This is a genomic window from Paraburkholderia rhynchosiae (genome assembly GCF_002879865.1).
GTDB lineage: Bacteria > Pseudomonadota > Gammaproteobacteria > Burkholderiales > Burkholderiaceae > Paraburkholderia > Paraburkholderia rhynchosiae.
This window is the reverse complement of the sequence record NZ_PNXY01000006.1, coordinates 300,060-324,434: the sequence shown is the minus strand read 5'-3', so window position 1 is coordinate 324,434 and position 24,375 is coordinate 300,060. Positions and strand designations below refer to the sequence as shown.

Here is a 24,375-nt window from a genome sequence, read left to right as displayed (position 1 = left end):
GCGCGGTCACCTTGGGTGATCGCGCTTTTTTATCGTGAGGTTTCGATCAAGCAGGCCGGTGCGGAGAATTTGCCGGCACGTCGCCGCCTGCCCGCTCGGTCAAGAGCCCGTTTTGCGTGCTACCGCTTTTTTGGCAGCCGCTTTCTTGGCCGCAGCGGTTTTGGTCGCAGGCGCTTTCTTGGCCGCGGCCTTTTTGGCCGCCGGTGTTGCCTTCACCGCGACCGCCGCTTCATCTTCGTCCGACTCGAATTCCGACCCTGCCTTCGCAGCGGACTTCGCCGCCGCCGCTGCTGTTTTCGCGGCAGTCTTGGCCGACGGCTCTTTCTTCTCGAATTCGAAGCCGATCTTGCCGTCGTTCTGCTTGACGAGGAACGCCTTGAAGTTGCGGCCGGTCCGCGACGACTTGAAGTTCGTCAGCAGGTCGGTGCGTCCTTCTTCGAGCAGCTTTGCCATCTGCTCACGGGCGATTTCCTGCTGCAGGATCACCTTGCCGGAGCGGAAGTCGCACGTCTTCGGACTCGCGACCGAGTTCTCGCAGACGTAGCTCATGCCGTGTTCGAACACGCGGCCTTTGCACTTGGGACATGCGCCCACCGACTCCTGATCGGAGAAATCAGGCGGTTCGCCGTCTTCACCGCCCGCGTCCTGACCGAAGTCGAACTCGAGCTTGTAGTTCTTGATTTCATCGTCGAGCGAAAGCTTGAGGATCGCCGAGAACGGACGGCCCATCTTGCTGCGGAAACCCGACAGCGGCCCGATCGTCTTGTTCTTCAGCAATTCCTCGACCTCCTCGATCTCAAATTGCCGGCCGCCCGGAATCTTCGAAATCGAGAACTCGCACTTCGCGCAGGCAAAGCGACGGTAATTCTCCTTCACCTGGCCACCGCAATTCGGACACGGCGTCTGCAACGTCGCGTAATCGCCCGGGATCGTGTCGGAATCGTATTCCTTCGCGCGCTTGACGATGGTCTGCGTCATGCGGGCAATTTCCTGCATGAACGCGTCGCGCGGCAGATTGCCTCGTTCCATTTGCGAGAGCTTGTACTCCCACTCGCCGGTGAGTTCTGGCGCGGTCAATTCCTTCACGCCGAGCCCGCGCAGCAGTGTCATCAACTGGAATGCCTTCGCGGTCGGAATCAGATCGCGGCCTTCGCGAATCAGATACTTTTCGCCCAGCAGACCTTCGATGATGGCGGCGCGCGTGGCTGGCGTACCGAGACCCTTCGCGGCCATCGCCTCACGCAGTTCGTCGTCTTCCACGAGCTTGCCCGCGCCTTCCATGGCGGACAGCAACGTGGCTTCGTTGTAGCGCGCCGGCGGCTTCGTCACCAGTTGCTGGGCGGCGATCTTGTCGGTCTTGACCTTCTCGTCCTTCTGCACCGGCACGAGGTTGGCGTCTTCACCGCTGATTTCGCGGCCATAGATCTGTAACCAGCCGGGTTCGACCAGCACCTTACCTTCAGTCTTGAAGTGATGGCCGACCACTTCCGTGATGCGCGTCGTGACCCGGAATTCGGCCGCCGGAAAGAACACCGAGAGGAAGCGCTTCACCACGAGGTCGTAAAGCTTTTGTTCTGGCTCCGACAGATTCTTCGGTGCTTGCAGCGTCGGGATGATTGCGAAGTGGTCGCTGATCTTCGAATTATCGAAGATGCGCTTATTCGGCTTCACCCAGCCCTTATCGAGCACCTGCTTGGCAAACGGCAGATAGTTGTTGCTCTCCTTGAGCATGCCGAGCGTCTGCTTGACCGTATCCATATAGTCTTCGGGCAACGCGCGAGCGTCGGTCCGCGGATAGGTCAGCACCTTGTGCTTTTCGTACAGCGCCTGGGCGAGCCCCAACGTATTCTTGGCCGAAAAGCCGAAGCGGCCGTTCGCTTCGCGCTGCAAGCTCGTGAGGTCGAAGAGCGCCGGCGAGAGTTGCGTGGAGGGCTTCGATTCTTCGCTTACCGTGCCGATCTGGCCGCGGCAGGCGGCGACGATCGTCTCGGCTGCGGGCAACGCCCACAGACGCGAGTCCCGCTTCTCCGGGTCGAACTCGTCTCGCTTGAACTTCGGATCGAACCAGCGGCCCTCGTAGAAGCCGGCCGCGCAGACGAACTCCGCTTTCACTTCCCAGTAGTCACGCGGCACGAAGCGGCGAATCTTCTCTTCGCGTTCGACCACGATAGACAGCGTGGGCGTTTGCACTCGCCCGACGGTGGTCAGGAAGAAGCCGCCGCCCTTGCTGTTAAATGCGGTCATCGCCCGCGTGCCGTTGATGCCGACGAGCCAGTCCGCTTCCGAGCGGCAGCGTGCTGCGTCGGCGAGCGGTTGCATTTCCTCGTCGCTGCGCAGACGCGCGAAGCCGTCGCGGATCGCGGCCGGCGTCATGGATTGCAGCCACAGGCGTTGCACCGGCTGCTTTGCTTTCGCATGCTGCGCGATCAGGCGAAAAATCAGCTCGCCTTCGCGTCCCGCGTCGCATGCGTTGATGAGGCGGTCGATATCCTTGCGCTTGAGCAACCTGGTCAGCACCTTCAGGCGCGACTCGCTCTTCGCGATCGGATTCAGATCGAAATGCGGCGGAATAACGGGCAGATTGGCGAAACTCCACTTGCCGCGTTTGACCTCGTATTCTTCGGGCGCGGCGATTTCCAGCAGGTGACCCACTGCCGAAGAGAGGACGTATTCGTCGTTCTCGTAGTATTCGTCATGCTTGGTAAAACCGCCCAAAGCGCGCGCGATGTCGTTCGCGACGGAAGGCTTTTCGGCGATGATCAGTGCTTTGGACATGACTCGATGTGAGGTTGGTATATCCGGGTTGGTGGCCTTGAGCGCGCCCAATTGGCGCGACCCTCGTTTGCGACCTTGTGACCCATTAACGACCGCTTTATAGCACACGGCGTGAAAGCGGCGTCTCAAGTGCCATAAAAGCGCGCCGTCATAATTGCGCGCTCAGCAATTGGGCAAGCTGCGGCAAACGCGCTGTGCGGCGGCCGCAACCGCCGTGCCGCAAGGGCTCAGACGGCCGTCAGGCAATCCTTAGGCGACCGTCAGCGCGGGCCGCAATTTGGGCGCGCCGCTCACGCCGGGCAGAGCGGTCAGGTCCGACAACATCCGCTCGACGATCGCTGTCTGCGGCAAAACGGTGCCGAAGAATCGTGTCGTTACCGAGTCTTCAATCAGGATGGTCGGAAAATTCTCGACGTCCAGATCGTCGAAGCGGTCCGCGTGCGTCTCGATGTCGATCCATGCGAAACAGATTTCCGGGTGCCGCTCGGCCAGCTTGTCAAACGCATCGCGATACTCGCGACAGGTTCCGCACCATTCCGCGCACAGGCAGGCCACGAACAGCGTGTCGGGTTCGTTGACACGCTCGGCGATCCGGTCCTGGTCGGTGTCGAGGTTCAGCGCGGGCATGGTGGTTCCTTAAGTGCTTTGTCGAATGCTTGGCGCGAATGTAGCATGGCCGATCGCGGAGAGTGGTCGAGCTGCGTCAATGCGGGTCAGCCATGGCTTGCCCGCGCATAGCGGCCGCCGGGCAGTGCGTTGACATGACCGGCGAGTTCCAGTTGGAGCAGCGTCGTTTGCAGGACGGCGTAGTCCATCTCGGTGCGCGTGGCAAGAATTTCAAGGGTCGTGGGGGCGTAACTCAGCGCGGTGAGGAGCCGCTGCGCATCGGGGTCGGACGAGTCAATAGCGTTCGATGCGCACGCCTGAACCGCGGCTTGCTCCGGCTCTCCGCACTCCGCCGACTCCATCGCGGCGCAACCGGCTGGCGCGGTGGAAAACGCCCGCGTCCCCGCCTTTTCCCGGCGGACGCCCGCAGCGACGGGCGCGGGCTTCGCAAAACGCAGCTCCTCCAGCACTTCGTCGGGCGTTTCAACGAGCTTTGCGCCTTGCTTGATCATGCGATGACATCCGCGCGACAACGGCGCATGGATGGAACCAGGCAACGCAAAGATGTCGCGGCCCATCTCGTTGGCGAGGCGCGCCGTGATTAGCGAACCCGAGCGCATGGCCGCCTCGACGACCAGCACGCCGCTCACGAGTCCCGCAATCAACCGGTTGCGCTGCGGGAAGTTGGCGGCACGCGCTGGCGTGCCTAGCGGCCATTCGGAGAGAATCGCACCTTGCACCGCGATTTGCCGTGCGAGCGCGTGATGCGCCGCCGGATAGACGAGATCGGCGCCGGTGCCGATCACGGCGACAGTGCTGCCGATGCCTTCCACCGCGCCCCGATGCGCGGCTCCGTCGATGCCCAGCGCGAGCCCCGACACGACGGTCACGCCCGCCGCCGAAAGCGCCCGCGCAAAGCGCTCCGCATCGTCGATGCCTTGCGGCGTCGCGCTGCGGCTGCCCACCAGCGCGACGGCTGGCGTGTGCAACAGGCCCAGCCGCCCCTTTATATATAGCAGCGGCGGCGGATCGGGCATGGTGAGCAGCGCCGGCGGATAGGCAGGGTCGTCGAGTGTCACGACCTGGTTGCCGGGCAGCGCCCGCCACGCGATCACCGCGTCGAGTTGCGCGTCGAACTCAGGCCCCGTTGGAGCCAATACGGCGCGCGCCGCAGCGTCGCCGACGACGGCAGCAAGCGTTTCATGTTCCTGCTGAAGTATTGCTTCTGGCAGTCCGAAACCAGTCAGCAGATGGCGCAGCGCCGCGGGTTTCAGGCCCGGCGCGAGAGAGAGCCGCAGCCACGCGGCGAGTTCAATGTCGGTTGTGGGCAAGGTGTGCATTGCGGGTCGATCCTCGTACAGGGCCAGCGGGCAGGCGGGCGCCATGCTAAAATTTTCATCATCCGAAATAACTGCAGCGCCGCGCCCACCCGCGCGGGCTCGTCGTCTGGCGCATGTGGCGCGTTGAATCGAACCGGTTCGATACCATCTATCGTGTGCGTATTACGACGGGCCGACAACCTGGCCGAATGGCCAACGCATGCCGTTCCACGGTCAGCGGCGCCGAAAAATCACACTCGAAATCATGGCTTTACTGAACATCCTCAATTACCCGGACAAACGGCTGCATAAGGTTGCGAAGCCGGTGGAAGCGGTCAACGACCGTATCCGCCGCCTGGTGGCAGACATGGCCGAAACGATGTACGCGGCGCCGGGCGTTGGCCTCGCCGCAACGCAGGTGGACGTGCATGAGCGCGTGATCGTGATCGACGTCTCCGACGCGCACGATCAACTGCTCGCCTTCATCAACCCGGAAATCGTCTGGTCGAGCGACCACAAGAAGTTGTCGGAAGAAGGCTGCCTGTCGGTGCCCGGCATTTATGACAACGTCGAGCGCGCCGAGAAAGTGCGCGTGCGGGCGTTGAACGAGAAGGGCGAGATCTTCGAAATGGACTGCGAAGGGCTCCTCGCCGTGTGCATTCAGCACGAGATGGATCACCTGATGGGCCGCGTGTTCGTCGAGTATCTGTCGCCGCTGAAGCAGACGCGCATCAGGAGCAAGATGAAGAAACTCGCCCACGCGATGTAATGCGCGCCCGTTCCGCTCCCCGCTTCCTGCCCCGCTCATGAGCCATTCGTTGCGAGTTGTCTTCGCCGGTACGCCGGAATTCGCCGCGGCTGCGTTGGCCGCCATCCATGGCGCCGGCTTTCCGATACCGCTCGTGCTGACAATGCCCGACCGCCCCGCCGGGCGCGGCATGAAACTGCAGGCGAGCCCCGTCAAGCGTTACGCCGAAGAGCATGGACTTGCCGTCGCGCAGCCGACTTCGCTGCGCCGCGCCGGCAAGTATCCCGCCGAGGCGGCAGCCGCCATCGACCAGTTGCGCGCCACGCCGCACGACGTCATGGTGGTGGCCGCCTATGGCCTGATCCTGCCGCAGGAAGTGCTCGACATCGCGCCGCTCGGCTGCATCAATATTCATGCTTCGCTGTTGCCGCGCTGGCGCGGCGCGGCGCCGATTCATCGCGCGATCGAAGCGGGCGACGCCGAAACCGGCATCACGCTGATGCAAATGGATGCCGGCCTCGACACCGGCGCGATGATTTCCGGAATACGCACACCCGTTTCCGCCGACGACACCACGGCCACCTTGCACGACCGCCTCGCGCAAGACGGCGCGAGGCTGATCGTCGAGGCGCTCGTCGAACTGGAGCGCAGCGGCAAGCTGGCCTCCACGCCACAACCAGCCGAGGGCGTGACCTACGCCGAAAAGATCGGCAAGCACGAGGCCGCGCTCGACTGGCGTCGCCCGGCTGCAGTCCTCGCCCGCCAGGTACGCGCGTTCGATCCATTCCCTGGCGGCGTGGCTACGCTCGAAGACGGCACGTCGGTCAAGATCTGGGCGGCCGCGGCTGAACCCACGCGAGGCGGCGATGCGCCCGGCACAATCACCAGCGTTTCACCCGAGGGTGTTGTGGTGGCCTGTGGCGAAGGCGCGCTGCGTCTCACGCAATTGCAGAAACCCGGCGGGAAACGTCTGCCGGTGCGCGAGTTCCTGGCCGGCTCGGCGCTGGCTGCCGGGCAGCGTTTCCAACTTCCGGAAGCAAAGTAGCATCGATCGGCGGCGGTTGAGCATCGTCCGTTCGGCCGATGTTCAACCGCCCCGCCACACGCTCGCCGCGCGCTAGAATCTTTAATGCAACGGCTCAGGTTTCGAGGATTCCCATGTTCGGCATCACCCATTTCGAGCTTTTCGTCGTCGCGGTTTTTCTGCTGAACGTCACACCGGGGCCAGATACGGCTTATATCGTCGGGCGCAGCGTCGCGCAGGGCCGTGGGGCGGGACTCATGTCCGCGCTCGGCATTTCGGCCGGCTGCTGCGTTCATTCGCTGGCTTGCGCGTTCGGCCTGACGGCGCTGCTCGCCGCGTCGGCCACGGCGTTCACCGTCATCAAGTTCGTCGGCGCGATTTATCTGATTTATCTGGGCGTGCGGCTCATTTTCGCGAAACCTGCCGTCGACGAAGCCCGCGGCGAAGCACGCGCGGCCGGCACCCCAAAATCGTTTCGCCAGCTCTTCCTGCAAGGCTTCTGCACAAATGTGCTAAATCCGAAGGTCGTGCTTTTCTTCGTCTCGTTCTTCCCGCAGTTCGTCACGGCCGCCACCGACCACAAGGCGCTTGCCTTTCTCACGCTCGGCGCCGTATTCGTTGCGATGAGCATGGTGTGGAACAGCTTCGTCGCGTGGATTGCGGGCAGCGTGACGCGCCGTTTCTCCGGCAAGCCGTCGGTGAAGAAGTGGCTGGACCGCGGTGTCGGCAGCGCCTTTGTCGGCTTGGGAATCAAGCTCGCCACCGCATCAAGATGATTGAATTTTCCGCGCGCGCCCATATCTAACATTTCGCTTACAATCAGTCGCCGCAATCGTGCGGCACGGATAGGAACCCCGCGCTAGGACAAGGAGTGGCAGACATGTTCAATTGGGTCAAAACCGCGATGTTGATGGCCGCGATCACGGCCCTTTTCATCGTGATCGGCGGAATGATCGGTGGGTCGCGCGGCATGATGATCGCGCTCGTCATCGCTCTCGGTATGAATTTCTTTTCGTACTGGTTCTCGGACAAGATGGTGCTGCGCATGTACAACGCGCAGGAAGTCGACGAAACCAGCGCGCCGCAGTTCTACCGGATGATGCAGGAACTCTCCACGCGCGCCGGCTTGCCGATGCCGCGCGTCTATCTGATCAACGAAGACGCGCCGAATGCGTTCGCTACGGGCCGCAATCCCGAGCATGCAGCGGTTGCCGCAACCACGGGCATTCTGCGCGTGCTGTCCGAGCGCGAAATGCGCGGCGTGATGGCGCACGAACTGGCGCACGTGAAGCACCGCGACATTCTCATTTCGACGATTTCGGCCACCATGGCCGGTGCGATTTCCGCGCTCGCGAACTTCGCGATGTTCTTTGGCAGCCGCGACGAAAACGGGCGTCCTACGAACCCGATCGCCGGCATTGCGGTCGCGTTGCTTGCGCCTATCGCCGGTGCGCTGATCCAGATGGCGATCTCTCGCGCGCGTGAATTCGAAGCGGACCGTGGCGGCGCGCAGATTTCCGGCGACCCGCAAGCGCTCGCGTCGGCGCTCGACAAGATTCATCGTTATGCGAGCGGAATTCCGTTTCCGACCGCGGAGCAGCATCCGGCTACCGCGCAGATGATGATCATGAATCCGCTCGCGGGTGGCGGCATAGCGAATCTGTTTTCAACGCACCCGGCCACGGAAGAACGCATCGCGCGTTTGATGGAAATGGCCCGCACAGGGCGTTTCGAATAACGACCGATGCGAGCGGCATAACGAAAGGCGAGTCCGCGTACTCGCCTTTTCTATTTGGCCAAACGCACGCGCACCGACTGCCGACGCGCGGTGGCGGCCGGCACGCCGCGCCACGCTACAATGTGTGCTCAATGTGCCGCGCGCACCGCGCGGCCTGCCTTTGCCTTCCCATGATCTCAAAGTCTTCTTCGCGTTCTGCTTCCCCGCCGGCGCGTCCGCGCGAGTCCCGTTTGTCCGTATTGCATCTGGCGCCGGAATCGCTCGGCTTTGCGCTCGATTGCGCCGCGCAGGCGGTTGGCGCCGTGCGCCTCGGCGCGGCTTTGCCGGCTGCGTTGCAATCCGTTTTCGTATCCGCGCCCGAGGGCAGCGCCGCCGCTGCGCGCGGCGCGGTGCAGGACATCGCCTATCGAACAATGCGGCGTCTCGCTACAGCCGAATGGCTGATCGCGAGGTTGGTCAAGAAGGCGCCGCCACCGCATGTAGGCCATGTGCTCGCCTGCGCGCTCGCGCTTTTGATCGACGACGAAGCCAGCGCCGCGTACACGCCCTTCACGGTGGTCGATCAGGCGGTCAGCGCGATTTCCTCGCGTCGCGAGTTCTCGTTCGCGAAGGGTCTCGTCAACGCCGTGCTGCGCAACTTTCAGCGTGAACGCGCGGCGCTGCTGAGCGAGGCGCAGGCCGATGAAGTCGCGCGCTGGAACTACCCGTCATGGTGGATCGACGCGGTAAGACGCGCATGGCCCGACGCATGGCAAGACGTGCTCGCGGCCGGCAACACGCAAGGTCCACTGACGCTACGTGTGAACGCCCGTCATTCGACTGTCGAAGCGTATCTGCAGGTTCTTGAGGACCATCACATTGCCGCCAGCAAAGCCGGCGACTACGCCGTGAAGCTCGCCACGCCGATGCCGGTCGACCGCATTCCCGGGTTCAACGAGGGCGTGGTCTCCGTACAGGACGCCGGCGCGCAACTCGCGGCGCAACTGCTCGGCGTGCGCGACGGCATGCGCGTGCTCGACGCGTGCGCGGCGCCGGGTGGCAAGACGGGGCATCTGCTGGAGCTGGCGAACCTGCAACTGATTGCGCTCGAAAGCGACGTGTCGCGCGCGCGGCGCATCGGCGAAAATTTGCAGCGGCTCAAACTCGAGGCGGAAGTGCGCATCGGCGACGCTGGCACGCCGTCGAAATGGCATGACGACATCGACCAGCCATTCGACCGCATTCTCGCCGACGTGCCGTGCTCGGCGTCGGGCATCGTGCGGCGTCATCCAGACATTCGCTGGTTGCGCCGCGCGTCCGATATCCCTGCGCTCGTCGACGAACAGCGGCGCATTCTCGACGCGCTGTGGCCGCTCGTGAAGCCGGGCGGCGAACTGCTCTACGTTACCTGCTCGATCTTTCCGGAAGAAGGGGAGTTGCAGGCGCAGTGGTTTGGAAACAAGCATCAGGATGCGGTACGATTGGACGCGCCGGGGCAACTTTTACCCTCAGTCGCCCGCGCGCCCGCCGACACATCGGCCGGTTCCCATGCCGGAGAATTCGCTGACATCAGCGCCGGCGCGAACTCAGACCACGACGGATTTTTCTACGCGCGCTTTCAGAAACGGTGACCATCAAACGCTTCTTCCCGCTTCGGCTCGCTGCCGTGCTATGGATCGCGCTGGCCGTCTGGCTTGTCGCGCCTGGCGCGGCGCACGCTGACCCGATCGCCGTGCAGCGCGCTTCGCTGCAAGCCGACAATACCGGTTGGAGCCTCGACGCGCGTTTCGACTTCGAGTTGAACAGCAATCTCGAAGACGCGGTCAACAAAGGCATTCCGCTTTACTTCACAACCGACTTTGAATTGAGCCGGCCGCGCTGGTACTGGTTCGACGAGCAGCCGGTCAACGTGTCGCAGAGCATTCGCCTGTCGTTCCAGCCGCTCACGCGGGAATATCGCGTATCGAGCGTGTCGTCCGGCGGTTTGCAGCTTGGCTTCACCACGCTCAAAGATGCGCTCGCGGTCATCAAGCACGTCACGTCGTGGCATGTGATCGACCGCAATGAGGTGCATGCCGGCGAGACGTATAACGCGTCGGTGCGCATGCAACTCGACATCGCGTTGATGCCCAAGCCGTTCCAGATCGACGCGGTGAACAACCGCGACTGGAACCTCGCTTCCGAATGGAAGCGTTTTACCTTCACGGTGACTGAACGTGCTAAATAAAGTGCGCTCCGCCACCAGTGTCAGCAGCATCGTCGTGCGCGTGCTGGTGTCGACGGTCGCGGTGACGGCCGTGTTGCTGCTCGTGCTGCTCGCCGCGGCAAGCGCGAATACCGAATTCTTCGACCGCTATTATCAGTGGCTATACGCCGCCAACCTCGTGGTCGCGATGATCTTTCTGCTGGTGGTGGCGACGCTCGTCATCATCATCATTGCGCGCTTGCGAAAGGGTAAGTTCGGCACGCGGCTTCTCGCGAAACTTGCGTTCTTCATGGCGCTGGTCGGCGTGGTGCCGGGCGGCATTATCTATGTGGTCTCGTATCAGTTCGTGTCGCGCAGTATTGAATCGTGGTTCGACGTGAATGTCGAAACCGCGCTCACGTCCGGGCTGAATCTTGGGCGCGGCATGCTCGACGCGTCGCTGTCCGATCTGCAAACCAAGGGCCGACTGATGTCTGAGCAGCTCGCGAGCGCGGATGCCGCCGGCACCACGCTCACGCTGCTGCGTCTGCGCGATCAGTTCGGCGTGCAGGATGCGACGATCGTCGAGCCCACGCGCAGCATGTCCGGTGCGACGCCGGACATGCATGTGGTCGCGCAGGCAACGGGCAATTACGCGATGCTCATGCCGAACGACCTGCCCACGCCGCTGATGATCGACCAGGCGCGCGGACGCGGCTATGCGGCGATCGAAGGCGAAGTCGACGGCGATCCTCACGCGCATGGCAGCAAGGGCGCGCTGCGGCTGCGCGTCGTGCAGCGCATTCCCGATTCGAACGCGGCGCTGCTGCAGCCCACCGAGCGTTTCCTGCAACTCACGCAGCCGGTGTCGCAATCGCTCGCGCGCAATGCCGACGCCGTGCAGCGCGCGTATCGCGAGTATCAGGAGAAAGCGCTCGGACGTACCGGTTTGCGCAAGATGTACATCGGCACGCTGACGCTCGCGCTGTTTCTCGCGACCTTCATCGCGATGATGCTGGCGCTTGCGCTCGGCAATCAGCTCGCGCGGCCGCTGTTCCTGCTCGCGCAGGGCACGAAGGAAATCACCGAGGGTGACTACACGCCGAAACGCGAAATCAAGTCGCGCGACGAACTCGGCTTTCTCACGCAGTCGTTCAACGCGATGACGCGGCAGTTGTCCGAAGCGCGCGCTGCGGTCGAGAACAATCGCATTGCGCTCGAGCATTCGAAGGCGTATCTGGAAAGTATTCTCGCGAACCTGACGGCGGGCGTGTTCGTGTTCGACCGACAGTTCCGGCTCACTACCGCGAATCGCGGCGCCGAGCGGATCTTCCGTCAGCAGTTCCAGGAGGTGCTCGGTTCGGCGCTCGAACAGATCGGCGTACTGAGCGAATTTGGCGGCATGGTGCGCAAGGCGTTTGCCGATCGGGAAGCGGCAAGCGGCGACGGTCACGACGACGGCGGCCATTGGCAGCAACAGTTCTCTGTTCAGGTGGCGGGCGAAAGCGAGCCGCTCACGTTACTCGTGCGCGGCGCGCGCCTCGTGTCGGCGACCGATCGCGACGCGCAAGACATGCAGACGTCCGGCTATGTGGTGGTTTTCGACGACATCTCCGACGTCATTTCCGCGCAGCGTTCTATCGCGTGGGGCGAAGTCGCGCGGCGGCTCGCGCATGAGATCAAGAATCCGCTCACGCCGATCCAGCTTTCGGCCGAGCGTTTGCAGATGAAGCTCGCCGACAAGCTGTCGCCGTCGGACGCGGATGTGCTCAAGCGCGGCGCGACCACGATCGTGAACCAGGTCGCCGCGATGAAGCAGATGGTCGACAATTTCCGCGACTACGCGCGCACGCCTCCAGCGGTGCTCGCGCATCTGCAATTGAACGATCTCGTGAGCGAAGTGCTGACGCTGTACGGTATAGAGGAAGGCAAGGGCGCGATTCAGGTCGAGCTATCCGAGTTGCCCGCCATCCGCGGCGACGCCACACAATTGCGCCAGGTGATTCACAACCTGCTGCAAAATGCGCAAGACGCGGTGGCCGAACTCGAGCGCCCGCGTGTGCTGCTGGAGACGAGGACAGTAGAATACGGAGACCCCGACGCAGAAGGCAAAGCACGCGTCGCGGTACGTCTGACAGTGTCGGATAACGGACCGGGTTTCCCGACGCGTATCCTCACAAGAGCATTCGAACCTTACGTGACGACCAAGGCTAAAGGCACGGGCCTGGGTCTTGCGATGGTCAAGAAGATCGTCGACGAACACGGTGCGCGCATCGACATTCGCAATCGCATGAAAGCGGGCGATGTGATCGAAGGCGCGCAGATTTCGATTCTCTTCCTTCAACTGGCAGACGACGCCGCGGCTCCGGAAACGGGACCGCGTCCTGCGCACGGCGGTACGTCGCAGGGAAAGACAAAAGCAACAGTGCAGACAAGGGCAGCGTAAATGGCAACCATCCTGGTGGTAGATGATGAAATGGGCATCCGGGAATTGCTCTCGGAGATCCTGAGCGACGAGGGGCATGTCGTGGAGGCGGCGGAAAACGCGCAACAGGCGCGCGAATTCCGTTTGCGTCAGGCGCCGGACCTAGTGCTGCTCGACATCTGGATGCCCGATACCGACGGCGTCACGTTGCTTAAGGAATGGGCTGCGCAAGGGCAGCTCACCATGCCGGTAATCATGATGTCCGGTCACGCGACGATCGACACGGCAGTCGAAGCGACGAAGATCGGCGCGCTGAATTTTCTCGAGAAACCGATTGCGTTGCAGAAGCTGCTGAAGGCCGTCGAGCAAGGTCTCGCGCGCGGCACCGCGGCGGTTGCGTCGGGTGGCACGGCGGTGAAATCGCCGTCGCCGATGAGTTCTTCGACGGTGGCTTCCGCGGCGGCATTGCCGATGCTGTCGGCCGACGGCATGGGCGGTAGCGGTGTTCTCGCAGCGCAAACGGCATCGATCTCGTTCGATATTCCGCTGCGCGATGCGCGCGATGCATTCGAGCGCGCGTACTTCGAATATCACCTCGCGCGCGAGAACGGCAGCATGACGCGCGTCGCGGAAAAAACCGGACTGGAGCGCACGCATTTGTATCGCAAGCTCAAGCAGCTCGGCGTCGATCTCGGGAAGAACAAAGGCGAGTGAGCACTGCATCACGTGCGCGGATTTCACCTCGACGGATTTTTTCGGGAAGGGGCTTGCCCAGTTGATGACCCTTTGATATCATTTCGTTCTTCGTTGGCCCGGTAGCTCAGTTGGTAGAGCAGCGGATTGAAAATCCGCGTGTCGATGGTTCGATTCCGTCCCAGGCCACCAGGATTTAGCCCCAGGAAATCGCAAGATTCCTGGGGCTTTTCCTTTTGCGGTGGGTATTCGTTGCTTGCGCGTATGCGTGTGGTGCACTTGGGTGGGCGTCCGGCGAGGTTCGGCGTCGCGTGATAAAATCGCGCCAGTTCAAGGACTTGCATGCGAACGCGTGGCCCGCCGAGTGACGCGGGGTCAAGCGGCGATCCGCACCGAACCCCTCGCCCGACGATTAACGGTATAAGCGCCCAGCGACTTCGTAGGCGGAAGGCGCGGCCTATACTGCTTTGGGCCGGCAACAGTGCCGGCACGCGTCGCGCCGCGTTGCTTGCATGGCGCACCTCGCGCAGCGCGACGTGGCACTCAAATTCACGGAGTTTCACGGTGATCCGCAAAGACGCTAAACGTAGCGCTCTGGTGCTGTTTTCCGGCGGCCAGGATTCCGCCACGTGCCTCGCATGGGCACTTGAACGTTATGAAACGGTCGAGACGCTCGGCTTCGATTATGGCCAGCGGCACCGCGTCGAACTCGAATGCCGCGAAGGCTTTCGCACCGCGGTAGCGCGTACCTTCCCCGCATGGGGCGAGCGTCTTGGCGACGATCATATGATCGATCTGTCCGTGCTCGGCGGGATCAGCGAAACCGCGATGACGCGCGAAATCGAGATCGAGGCTACGGCCAACGGTTTGCCGAATACGTTCGTGCCGGGTCGCAATCTGATGTTCATGACCATCGCGGCGGCCATTGCTTACCGGCGTGGTCTGCAGGTGCTGGTCGGCGGAATGTGCGAGACGGATTTCTCGGGCTATCCCGATTGCCGCGACGACACCATGAAGGCGTTGCAGGTCGCGTTGAATCTCGGCATGGACTCGCGCTTCCTGCTTGAAACGCCGCTCATGTGGCTCGACAAGGCGGACACGTGGCGCCTTGCGCATGAGCTGGGCGGCGACGAACTGGTCGAACTGGTGCGCGTCGAAACGCACACCTGCTATGTCGGCGAGCGCGCGGAATTGCATGCATGGGGCTTCGGGTGTGGCGAATGCCCGGCCTGCCGCTTGCGCAAGCGTGGTTATGAAGCCTATCTGACCGGTCAAAAGGTAACCGAGCCGGTCTGAGAAAACCACGCAGCAGCGGGGCACCAGCAATCATTTGTAGGTACACAAAGTACCTAAGGTACAAATCAGGGCAGAAAGCAGCATGACGTACGCGGTCAAGGAAATCTTCTACACGTTGCAGGGCGAGGGCGCGAACGCCGGACGCCCGGCCGTCTTTTGCCGCTTCGCCGGCTGCAATCTGTGGTCGGGCCGCGAAGACGATCGCGCCGAAGCCGTATGCCGTTTCTGCGATACGGATTTTGTCGGGACGGACGGCGAGAACGGCGGCAAGTACCGCACGGCCGAAGACCTCGCGCAAATGATCGCGTCGCAATGGCCCGAAGGCGAGGGCCAGCGCTTTGTCGTGTGTACGGGCGGCGAGCCGATGCTGCAGATCGACCAGCCGTTGGTCGACGCGCTGCACGCGGCCGGCTTCGAAATCGCCATTGAAACCAACGGTTCTTTGCCGGTGCTCGAGACCATCGACTGGATTTGCGTGAGCCCCAAAGCCGACGCGCCGCTCGTCGTCACGAAAGGCAATGAACTGAAGGTCGTGATTCCGCAGGACAACCAGCGTCTGTCCGACTATGCGAAGCTCGACTTCGAATATTTCCTCGTCCAGCCAATGGACGGCCCGTCGCGCGACATCAACACCAAGCTCGCGATCGACTGGTGCAAACGCCATCCGCAATGGCGCCTGTCGATGCAGACCCACAAGTATCTGAACATTCCCTGATTTGCCGTGCTGACGATTACACGAAAACTCGAATTCGACGCGGGTCACCGCATCCCCGATCACCGCAGCCAGTGTCGTAACCTGCACGGCCATCGCTATGTGCTCGAAATCACGCTGCAAGGCGATCTGGTCGACACGGAAGGCGCGCCCGACCGCGGCATGGTGATGGATTTCGCCGACGTGAAGTCGCTCGCCGTCGAGCATCTCGTCGACAAGTGGGATCACGCGTTCCTCGTTTATGAAGGCGACACGCAAGTGCGCGGCTTCCTTGAAACGATGGAGGGCCACAAGACTGTGGTGCTCGACCGTATTCCGACCGTGGAGAACCTCGCGGCTGTCGCGTTCGACATCCTCGCGAACGTTTATGACGCGCACTATGGCGTGAATCTGCGCCTCTACAAGGTGCGTCTGTACGAGACGCCGAATTGCTGGGCCGACGTGGTCCGCGACTAAAGCTCAGGCTCGTTACGCGGTACAACCGTCGCGTTATTGTCACGGTATGATCGCTCCGATAACCACACGGAGCGAGACATGTCGGTCACCGCATTGCATCGCAGCAGGCACTCGGGCCGTCAGCGTCCGCGCCGGGCTCTTTGCCGGACACGCCTGACAAGCACGCTTTTCCGCCAGTCAGGCAATGAAGTTGGCCATCGTCAAGGACCCCGGCGATGAGCACCTTTACCAATCCCCTCAAGCAACGTCTGAAAGAAGCCGATCCGTTGTTCGGGCTATGGCTGTCCCTCGGCAGCGAGGCCGCCGCGGAGGCGCTCGCGCACGCCGGCTTCGACTGGCTGCTGATCGACATGGAACACGCGCCTAACGACAGCGGCGACGTCACCTCGCAATTGCGCGCGATTGCCGCCGCGCACCTGCCGAGCGAACCCGTGGTGCGCTTGCCGGCGAGCGAGGCCTGGCTGGTCAAGCGTGTGATGGACGCCGGCGCGCGCACGCTGATGTTCCCGAACATCGAATCCGCGGAAGAAGCGGCCCACGCGGTGCGCCTCACGCAATATCCGAGCACGGAGGCGCTCAATGGTCTGCGCGGCGTCGCCGGCGCTGTTCGGGCCGCGGCGTACGGCATGCGGCGCGACTACGTGCAAACGGCCAACGCGCAGATCTCGACCATCGTGCAGATCGAGTCGGCGCGCGGCCTCGACGAAGCCGAAAAAATCGCGGCGACGCCGGGCGTCGATTGCCTGTTCGTCGGACCCGCCGATCTCGCCGCGAGCCTCGGTCATCTCGGCGATTCGAAGCATGCCGATGTTCAAGCGGCGATGGCGCGGATCGTCAGCGCCGCGGACAAGGCGGGCATTGCCGCCGGCATTTTTTCTATGGACGTCGCGAGTGCAAAACAGCATCGCGATGCCGGTTTTCGTTTTATCGCTCTGGCCGCCGACGTCATGTGGATGTTGCGCGCAACCCGCCAGGCGTTGCAGGAGGTCAGGTCATGAAGTGGATGGTGCAAGGCGTCGTCGCACGCATGGTGGTTACGGCTACGTTGATGACGGGTGCGGCAGCGCATGCGCAGGACCGCCTCGCAAAGCCGAACGATCCCGAGACGCAAAGCGCGGTTGCCGATTACAACGCCGGCAATCTGAGCGCGGCGCTTGCCGAATTCCGTAAGGCCGCCGAGCGCGGCAGCCGGCTCGCACAGTTCAATTACGCGATGATGCTGCTCAACGGCGAAGGCACCGCGGTCAACGTCGACGAAGGCAAGAAATGGCTGCGCAAGGCCGCCGACGCCAACATGTCGCACGCGCAATATGTGTACGGCAAGATGTACGACGATGGCGAGTTTGTCGGGCGCGATCCGGTCGAGGCACACCGCTGGTTTCTGAAGGCCGCGCAGCAGGGACACGTGCAGGCGGAACTCGCGCTGGCGAATCAGTTCCTCGATGGCCGCGGCACCGATCGCGACAACAAGCAGGCGTTCGTCTGGTACAAGAAGGCGGCGGAGGGCGGCGACATGACCGCGCAGTACGTGACCGGCTCTTTCTACGAGCGCGGCGGCGACGGCGTCGACAAGAATCTGAACGTAGCGCGGGCTTATTATGCCGCGGCGGCGGCGCAAGGCGATCCGGCGGCGCGGCTGAAGTATCAGCAACTCAGCACGCAGTTGCGGGATCACAAGGAAGTGAAGCCGCAGTAAGCGAAAGGGGCGCACTCAACGATGCGCCCCATCTGTTTTTCAGTTCTTGCTGTGCGGCTTGTTTGCCGCTTTTTGGCCACTTGTCTTGCCGCCCCGGCAGCTAGCTCTGCATCAACCGCTTCTGCCGCGCGACGCTCATGATGAGGCCGATTGCCACGCCGAGCGTCGTCAATGCCGTGCCGCCATAACTCATGAATGGCAGGGGCACGCCGACCACTGGCAAGATTCCGCTCACCATGCCGATATTGACGAACGCGTAGGTGAAGAACGCCATCGTCAACGATCCGGCCAGCAAGCGTCCGAACAGTGTCGCGCCATTTGCCGCGATATAAAGTCCGCGCGCGATCAGCAGCATGTAGAGCGTGAGCAGCACGACGCCACCCGCAAGCCCGAATTCCTCGGAGAACACCGCGAAAATGAAGTCGGTGTGCTTCTCGGGGATGAACTCCAGATGCGCCTGCGTGCCCTTCAGCCAACCCTTGCCGAGCGGGCCGCCGGAGCCGATCGCGATCACCGCCTGAATGGTGTGGAAGCCTTTGCCAAGCGGATCGGAAGTCGGATCGAGCAGCGTGCAGATGCGGTGCTTCTGATAGTCGTGCATCAGCGGCCATTGCACTTCCGGCTGGCAGATCTTGTCCTGGAAGGCCGCGACCGATCCGACAGCGATCACGCCGGCAATCAACACCGGCACGATCAGTTTAAAGCTCAAGCCCGCGAAGTAGATCACGAAGAGACCGGCTGCGAACACCAGCACGGCGGTGCCGAGGTCGGGCTGTTTGGCGATCAGGCCGACGGGCACGGCGAGGATCAGCAGACCGACCAGGTAGTCGTACCAACGCATTACGCCTTCGCGTCGCTGGTAGTACCAGGCGAGCATCAGCGGCGTGGCGATCTTCAGAATCTCCGACGGCTGAATGACCACGCCCACGTTAATCCAGCGCTTCGCGCCCTTGCGCGTGAGCCCGAATAGCGCGACCGCCACGAGCAACGCGATCCCAAATGTGTAGAGCGGAACTGCGAAGCGCATCAGCGTGGTAGGCGGGACGTTGGCGAGCGCCCACATCAGCACGAACGTCAGCAAGATGTTGCGCAACTGGTCTTCCACGCGGCCGGGCACATCGAGACTCGCGCTGTACAACGTGACGATGCCCACGCACAGCAGCAGAAACACGATCAGCGCGAGCGGACGGTCGAAACCCGCGAACATCCGCTTGATGCGGTCGAGCCAGGCGCGCTTGTCGAATTGCATGCCTTTCTCCTTACTCGTCGATGCCGCCGGAAACCGGCTGGCGTGGCGACGCGGCCTGAGGGCCGTTGTCGCGCGATGGTTCCCGAGGGGAATTGCCTCCGGGGCGTGCGGCGGCACCTGGCGCCGGCTCGCTGGCCGGTCGCGGCTGACGCGGGGCGCCGGATTTGCGCGTCGTCGGATTTTTTGATGCTGACGCGGCCATCGCCGCTGTGGCCGATGCGGGCAGCTTTGGCGCTGCCGCCGTCAGCGTGGCGGATGCGGGCGACTTCGATGTTGCCGTAGCGGGAGCCGAAGCCGCCCCCGATGATGTCGCTGCCGCCGATGCCGCATTCGCCGCAGAGGCGGCCGCAGCAGCCGACGCCGCTGCCGCTGCCGATGCCGCGCCAGGCATCGGCAACGCGGTAAAGCCCGCGGCGATCCTGACTGGTTGCCCTGCTTCCTGAGGTTCCGGCGCGCCACCGACTTCCGGCGCGGACGCATCCTGTGTCGCCGATGCCGCCGCCTCGACAGCCGCCGCCTCGGCACCCGGCTTGCTTTTGCCGACGAGGTAGTAGTCGAGAACCTTGCGCGCGATCGGTCCCGCAGCCTCCGCGCCCCAGCCGCCGTTTTCGACCACCAGCGCCAGCGCAATCTTCGGTTGCTCGACCGGCGCGAAAGCGATGAACAGCGCGTGGTCGCGCAGATGCTCCGCAATCGCGTGGCCCTTGTAGTTCGCGCCCTGCAGCGAGTAGACCTGCGCCGTGCCCGTCTTGCCCGCCGCCTGATACGGTGCGCCGATGAACACTTTCGACGCCGTACCGTTGGTGACGACGCCCTCCATCGCATGCTTGATGATGTCTATGTCTGACTGCTTGACGGGGATCTTGTCGCTCGGGTCGCGCACGACCGCGCGCGTGTCTTTCGTGATCGGATTTTCGATGTCGCGCACGAGGTGCGGCTTCATCACTACGCCGTTGTTCGCGAGCGTGGCTGTGGCGTGCGCAAGCTGGAGAATCGTGAACGAGTTGTAGCCCTGACCGATGCCCAGGCTGATCGTTTCCCCTTCGTACCAACGCTGTTGCTCGGGCTTGCGGTATGCCTTGCGTTTCCATTCGGTCGACGGCAGGATGCCGCGCGCTTCGCCCGCAATGTCGATACCGGTGATCTGCCCGAAGCCCCATGGCTTCATGAAGCCGGCGATGGCGTTCACGCCGAGATCGTGCGCGAGCATGTAGAAGTACGTGTCGTTCGACACGACGATCGCGCGGTTCATGTCGACCCAGCCCTGGCCCGAGCGCACGTCGTTGCGGAATGTGTGACCGCCGAACGTGTAGGAGCCCGGATCCTGGAAGCCCCAGCCCGGTGTGCGCTTGTGCAGCGTCAGCGCGGCGAGCGCCATGAACGGCTTATAGGTCGAACCGGGCGGATAGGTGCCGTGCAGCGGACGGTTCAACAGCGGGTGGTCGGGCGAGTTGTTGAGCTCGTCCCAGGTCTGCTGATCGATGCCGTCGACGAACGAATTCGGATCGAAGCTCGGCGCAGATACGAACGCGAGCACGTCGCCGGTGGCCGGCTCGATTGCGACCAGCGCGCCGCGGCGGCCCGCGAAGGCCTGCTCGGCGACCTGCTGCAAGCCGATATCCAGCGACAGCACGAGGTTGTTGCCGGGCGTTGCCTGGGTGCGCGACAGCGTGCGCACGGGCCGGCCGCCGGCCGTGACTTCCACTTCCTCGAAACCGGTCTGGCCGTGCAGCTCCGTCTCGTAATTCTGCTCGACGCCGATCTTGCCGATGTAGTCGGTGCCCTTGTAGTTATTCGCATCGAGCCGCGGATCGTAGTGATCGGAATCGCTGTCGTTGTGGTCGCTGGCGTCGTCGATACGATCCTGATCGCGCTGAGAAATCCGGCCAATGTAACCGATCACGTGCGCGGCCGTCGGCCCGAGCGGATATTGGCGGAACAGGCGCGCGCGCACTTCCACGCCGGGAAAACGGAAGCGCTGCGCGGTGAAGCGCGCGACTTCGTCGTCGGTCAGGCGTGTGCGGATCGGTAGGCTCTCGAAGTTTTTCGAGTCTTCCTGCAGCTTCTTGAAACGGCGGCGGTCGCGTGCGTCGATCGACACGACCGTGGCCAGACTGTCGATGACGTTTTCGAGCGAGTCGTTCAGCTTCGACGGCGTGATTTCGAGCGTGTAGGCCGAGTAGTTCTTGGCCAGCACCACGCCGTTACGGTCGGTGATGATGCCGCGGTTCGGCACGATCGGCGCGACGGAAATGCGGTTTTCGTCCGCCTGCAGCGAGTATTTGCTGTAGTGCCAGACTTGCAGGAACAGGAAGCGGAAGCCGATCAGCCCGAAGCAGACGAACACGAACAGGCCCGCCGCCGCGACCCGCAGGCGGAACTTGGAGAGCTGTTGCTGAGTGTCCTTGAATTCGGTCATGCGATTCTGCAAAAGGCCGTGTCACGGCCATCATGAGTGTGCGCCTGATCCGGCCTGGACCGGAAGGCATGAACGGCGACGCGCGTCGAGCGGGCCGCAAACTTGCACTCCGTCGGAATGGCCGGCGGGCTCGATGCGCGTTTAAATCGGCCGCGTATCGTCGGGGTCGGCAGGGCGGCGTTGCGGCATCAACAGTAAGACGCTGGCGACCGGCCACAGCGCGGCTTCCACAAACCCGTCGATCAGATAACCCCAACCGGGAAACGCCGCGCCCGTCAGCAGACGGATCACGAACGGCACCAGTTGCGCGATGACCAGCAGCGGCATGACCGCGAAAGTTTGCACGCCGAGCGACATCCACAGCACGCGGCGGTGGATGGTAATCGCGCCATACGACAGCAGCGTATACGCCAGCGCGTGCTCGCCGAGGAGGCTGGCGTTGTGCACGTCCATCAGCAGGCCGAGGAAAAACGCGATGCCCATGCCGACTTTGCGCGGCTGATGCACATTCCAGAACAGCAGCACGAGCGCGACGAAGTCAGGCACGCCGATGAGGCGCCCCCACGGCATCAGGTTCAGCAGGAACGCCGCGGCGAGGCTGAACGCGATGAAGTACGGATTGACCGGCTGCAGAATGTATTGCGGGCGGTTCACGGTTTTGCCCCCGGCTTGGCTGGCGGCTTCGCCTTTTCGTCGGCGGGCTTCCTCGGCGCAGCGGATTTCTGATCGGCGGCGGCCGGTTTGCCAGGCGCATTTTCGGCGGGCTTAGGCGCGGCGTTCTTGTCAGCGGCGGGCTTTTCCGTCGACTTTGCGGATTTGTCGGCTGCGGCCTTGCTCTCGGCTGACTTCGCGCTTTTCTTGGCTTTGGCTTCCTTTGCGGCGTCGGGCTCTTCGGCGGGACGCGGCGGCACGTCGTTCACGTAGTGCAGCACCAGCAACTGGCGCGCGCCGCGCACCGGTGCTATCGGCAAGCAGATGACGCGCGCAAATGCCGTGTCGGCCTGTTTGTCGACCCGCACCACCTTCGCTACCGGCAGCCCCGGCGGATACACACCGTCGAGCCCGCTCGTGACGAGTTCGTCGCCCGTCTGGACGTCGGCGCTGATCGGCACGAAGCGCAGATCGAGCGTATCGCCCTTCGGCGTGCCGTAGATCACGCTGCGCAGGCCCGTGCGCACGATCTGAACAGGCACCGCCTGGTCCTTGTCGGTGAGCAGCGTTACTTCGGCTTGCAGCGGGAACACGCGTGTAACCTGGCCGATCACGCCGTCTTCATTGACGACTGGGGAGCCATTCTGGATGCCTTGCTGCGCACCGCGGCTAATCACCACCTTCTGCGTGAACGGATCGCGCGTGTCGTACTGGATTTCCGCAGGCAGCGATTGCGTGGTGGAGCGCTGCGACAGTTGCAGCAACGCGCGCAAATGGACGTTTTCAGCGGAGAGTTCGGCGGCCGTGTTGGCTTGCTGCGAAAGCTGAAGGTTCTTCGTGCGCAGTTTGTCGTTGTCGCCGCGCAGCGTTGCGCTGGTCACAGCCAGATCGGCTGCGCCCATGAAGACGTCGCGCGGCACGAGCGCCGCGCGTTGCAACGGATAAAGACCCGCGCCGAGCACGCCGCGAACGATTTCGAGCGTTTTGAAGCGTGCGTCGGAGATCAGCAAGGCGAGCGCGAGCACGACGAAGAACACCAATCGTGCGAGGGCGGATGGGCCTTGCTTGAACAGGGGCGGCGGACTGTATTCCATGGTCGGCGCCGGGGGCGTAAGCGGTTGGGTGAGGCGGCGGCGCGCTGGAAACGCGGGTTCAGCGCACGGAGGCTGGTTGTACCAGCCAACGGCAAACCGGCCCGCAAGGGGCCGTTTGCCAGATCCGTGCTACTGACATGAACTCGCTCGCTTACTCGTACGAGAAGATGCTGCCGAGCTTGTCCATGCGTTCGAGCGCCATGCCCGAGCCGCGGACGACGCAAGTCAGCGGGTCTTCGGCGACGAGCACCGGCAGGCCGGTTTCTTCGGCCAGCAGACGGTCCAGATCGCGCAGCAGCGCGCCACCGCCCGTCAGCATCATGCCGCGCTCGGCGATGTCCGCGCCGAGTTCCGGCGGCGTTTGTTCGAGCGCGATCTTCACCGACGACACGATCTGGTTCAGCGGGTCTGTGAGCGCTTCGAGAATTTCGTTGCTGGAGATGGTGAAGCTGCGCGGAATGCCTTCCGACAGATTGCGGCCCTTCACTTCCATTTCCTTGACTTCTGAACCCGGGAAGGCCGAGCCGATTTCTTTCTTGATGGCTTCGGCGGTTTGCTCGCCGATCAACATGCCGTAGTTGCGGCGGATGTAGTTGACGATGGCTTCGTCGAACTTGTCGCCGCCTACGCGCACCGAGCCCTTGTACACGATGCCGCCGAGCGAGATCACGCCGACTTCGGTCGTGCCGCCGCCGATGTCCACGACCATGGAGCCGGTAGCTTCCGACACAGGCAGGCCCGCGCCGATTGCGGCGGCCATGGGTTCTTCAATGAGATACACCTGCGAAGCGCCCGCACCGTGCGCGGCTTCCTTGATGGCGCGGCGCTCGACCTGGGTCGAACCGCATGGCACGCAGATGATGATGCGCGGCGACGGCGAGAACATGCGCGATTCGTGAGCAGTTTTGATGAACTGCTTGATCATCTGCTCCGTTACCGTGAAGTCGGCAATCACGCCGTCTTTCATGGGGCGGATCGCTTCGATATTGCCCGGCACCTTGCCAAGCATCTGCTTGGCTTCCTTGCCGACTGCCTGAATGGTTTTCTTGCCGTTGGGACCGCCTTCCTGGCGGATCGAAACCACCGACGGTTCATCAAGAACGATGCCCTTGCCACGCATGTAGATGAGCGTGTTGGCGGTGCCTAGATCAATCGCCAGATCGTTGGAGAAGTAGCTGCGCAAAAAACCGAACATTCAAAATCCTGTCTCGCTTGGGGCCGGGCCTCGCAACGTTGCGCAGGGCGGCAGCGGAAAAAAATAACAGCTTCAACCGGGCGATGCGGCGCCACAGGAGCTTGAAGCTGCGGGG

At 63.1% G+C, this 24,375-nt stretch carries 21 protein-coding genes and 1 tRNA gene; 14 read left to right on the top strand and 8 right to left on the bottom strand.

The genetic code is table 11. The features are described from left to right. Window positions 1–99: 99 nt before the first annotated feature. From C0Z16_RS11530 to dprA, 3 genes are all read right to left on the bottom strand, one after another. The gene (locus tag C0Z16_RS11530) at window positions 100–2,775 is read right to left on the bottom strand and encodes a DNA topoisomerase III (RefSeq protein WP_102632257.1); all 2,676 of its coding nucleotides are present in this window, start codon (window positions 2,773–2,775) and stop codon (window positions 100–102) included. Between the two features lie 249 nt (window positions 2,776–3,024). Next, complete coding sequence (locus tag C0Z16_RS11525; RefSeq protein ID WP_102632256.1) at window positions 3,025–3,402, bottom strand: thioredoxin family protein; 378 nt, start codon at window positions 3,400–3,402, stop codon at window positions 3,025–3,027. Between the two features lie 86 nt (window positions 3,403–3,488). Continuing rightward, complete coding sequence (dprA, locus tag C0Z16_RS11520; protein WP_102632255.1) at window positions 3,489–4,721, bottom strand: DNA-processing protein DprA; 1,233 nt, start codon at window positions 4,719–4,721, stop codon at window positions 3,489–3,491. 244 nt (window positions 4,722–4,965) lie between these two features. Here dprA and def point away from each other — a divergent pair, with 244 nt between their 5' ends. From def to C0Z16_RS11450, 14 genes are all read left to right on the top strand, one after another. Then, entirely contained in the window at window positions 4,966–5,469 is a 504-nt protein-coding gene (def, locus tag C0Z16_RS11515; RefSeq protein ID WP_102632311.1) for a peptide deformylase, read from the top strand. A gap of 37 nt (window positions 5,470–5,506) precedes the next feature. Further along, a complete protein-coding gene (gene fmt, locus C0Z16_RS11510; RefSeq protein ID WP_102632254.1) occupies window positions 5,507–6,493 on the top strand; it encodes a methionyl-tRNA formyltransferase in 987 nt (328 codons plus the stop codon). A 113-nt stretch (window positions 6,494–6,606) separates the two neighbouring features. Then, the gene (locus tag C0Z16_RS11505) at window positions 6,607–7,248 is read left to right on the top strand and encodes a LysE family translocator (protein ID WP_102632253.1); all 642 of its coding nucleotides are present in this window, start codon (window positions 6,607–6,609) and stop codon (window positions 7,246–7,248) included. A 104-nt stretch (window positions 7,249–7,352) separates the two neighbouring features. Then, window positions 7,353–8,210 carry a zinc metalloprotease HtpX gene (gene htpX / locus C0Z16_RS11500; protein ID WP_102632252.1) on the top strand — a complete coding sequence of 286 codons (858 nt, stop codon included), beginning with the start codon at window positions 7,353–7,355 and terminating at the stop codon, window positions 8,208–8,210. Between the two features lie 170 nt (window positions 8,211–8,380). Beyond that, the gene (gene rsmB, locus C0Z16_RS11495; RefSeq protein ID WP_102632251.1) at window positions 8,381–9,820 is read left to right on the top strand and encodes a 16S rRNA (cytosine(967)-C(5))-methyltransferase RsmB; all 1,440 of its coding nucleotides are present in this window, start codon (window positions 8,381–8,383) and stop codon (window positions 9,818–9,820) included. Continuing rightward, complete coding sequence (locus tag C0Z16_RS11490) at window positions 9,817–10,416, top strand: DUF4390 domain-containing protein (RefSeq protein ID WP_102632250.1); 600 nt, start codon at window positions 9,817–9,819, stop codon at window positions 10,414–10,416. Before rsmB ends, C0Z16_RS11490 begins: the two co-directional genes overlap by 4 nt. Then, window positions 10,406–12,820 carry a sensor histidine kinase gene (locus C0Z16_RS11485; RefSeq protein ID WP_102632249.1) on the top strand — a complete coding sequence of 805 codons (2,415 nt, stop codon included), beginning with the start codon at window positions 10,406–10,408 and terminating at the stop codon, window positions 12,818–12,820. Before C0Z16_RS11490 ends, C0Z16_RS11485 begins: the two co-directional genes overlap by 11 nt. Further along, window positions 12,821–13,513, top strand: a complete 693-nt coding sequence (gene esaR / locus C0Z16_RS11480) for a response regulator transcription factor EsaR (RefSeq protein WP_102632248.1) — start codon at window positions 12,821–12,823, stop codon at window positions 13,511–13,513. Between the two features lie 95 nt (window positions 13,514–13,608). Beyond that, window positions 13,609–13,684 (top strand) — tRNA-Phe (locus C0Z16_RS11475). A 372-nt stretch (window positions 13,685–14,056) separates the two neighbouring features. Further along, window positions 14,057–14,788, top strand: coding sequence for a 7-cyano-7-deazaguanine synthase QueC (queC, locus tag C0Z16_RS11470; protein WP_102632247.1), 732 nt, complete (start codon window positions 14,057–14,059; stop codon window positions 14,786–14,788). 82 nt (window positions 14,789–14,870) lie between these two features. Then, on the top strand, window positions 14,871–15,503 hold the full coding sequence (gene queE / locus C0Z16_RS11465) for a 7-carboxy-7-deazaguanine synthase (protein ID WP_102632246.1): 633 nt from the start codon (window positions 14,871–14,873) through the stop codon (window positions 15,501–15,503). 9 nt (window positions 15,504–15,512) lie between these two features. Next, window positions 15,513–15,956 (top strand): 6-carboxytetrahydropterin synthase QueD, encoded by a 444-nt coding sequence (queD, locus tag C0Z16_RS11460; protein ID WP_102632310.1) that lies wholly within the window; start codon window positions 15,513–15,515, stop codon window positions 15,954–15,956. Window positions 15,957–16,171: 215 nt separating this feature from the next. Further along, window positions 16,172–16,954 carry an HpcH/HpaI aldolase family protein gene (locus C0Z16_RS11455; protein WP_102632245.1) on the top strand — a complete coding sequence of 261 codons (783 nt, stop codon included), beginning with the start codon at window positions 16,172–16,174 and terminating at the stop codon, window positions 16,952–16,954. Beyond that, window positions 16,951–17,652: a tetratricopeptide repeat protein gene (locus C0Z16_RS11450; RefSeq protein WP_102632244.1), complete on the top strand. Its 702-nt coding sequence runs from the start codon at window positions 16,951–16,953 to the stop codon at window positions 17,650–17,652. The genes C0Z16_RS11455 and C0Z16_RS11450 overlap by 4 nt, the downstream gene beginning before the upstream one ends. Before the next feature lie 100 nt (window positions 17,653–17,752). On the opposite strand, the gene rodA is transcribed toward C0Z16_RS11450, so the two are convergent. From rodA to C0Z16_RS11425, 5 genes are all read right to left on the bottom strand, one after another. Further along, the gene (gene rodA, locus C0Z16_RS11445; protein WP_102632243.1) at window positions 17,753–18,901 is read right to left on the bottom strand and encodes a rod shape-determining protein RodA; all 1,149 of its coding nucleotides are present in this window, start codon (window positions 18,899–18,901) and stop codon (window positions 17,753–17,755) included. 10 nt (window positions 18,902–18,911) lie between these two features. Then, complete coding sequence (gene mrdA, locus C0Z16_RS11440; RefSeq protein WP_102632242.1) at window positions 18,912–21,320, bottom strand: penicillin-binding protein 2; 2,409 nt, start codon at window positions 21,318–21,320, stop codon at window positions 18,912–18,914. Between the two features lie 141 nt (window positions 21,321–21,461). Further along, window positions 21,462–21,974: a rod shape-determining protein MreD gene (mreD, locus tag C0Z16_RS11435; protein WP_025598047.1), complete on the bottom strand. Its 513-nt coding sequence runs from the start codon at window positions 21,972–21,974 to the stop codon at window positions 21,462–21,464. Then, window positions 21,971–23,065: a rod shape-determining protein MreC gene (gene mreC / locus C0Z16_RS11430; protein ID WP_102632241.1), complete on the bottom strand. Its 1,095-nt coding sequence runs from the start codon at window positions 23,063–23,065 to the stop codon at window positions 21,971–21,973. The genes mreD and mreC overlap by 4 nt, the downstream gene beginning before the upstream one ends. Window positions 23,066–23,216: 151 nt before the next feature. After that, entirely contained in the window at window positions 23,217–24,260 is a 1,044-nt protein-coding gene (locus C0Z16_RS11425; RefSeq protein WP_004189550.1) for a rod shape-determining protein, read from the bottom strand. Window positions 24,261–24,375 lie beyond the last annotated feature (115 nt).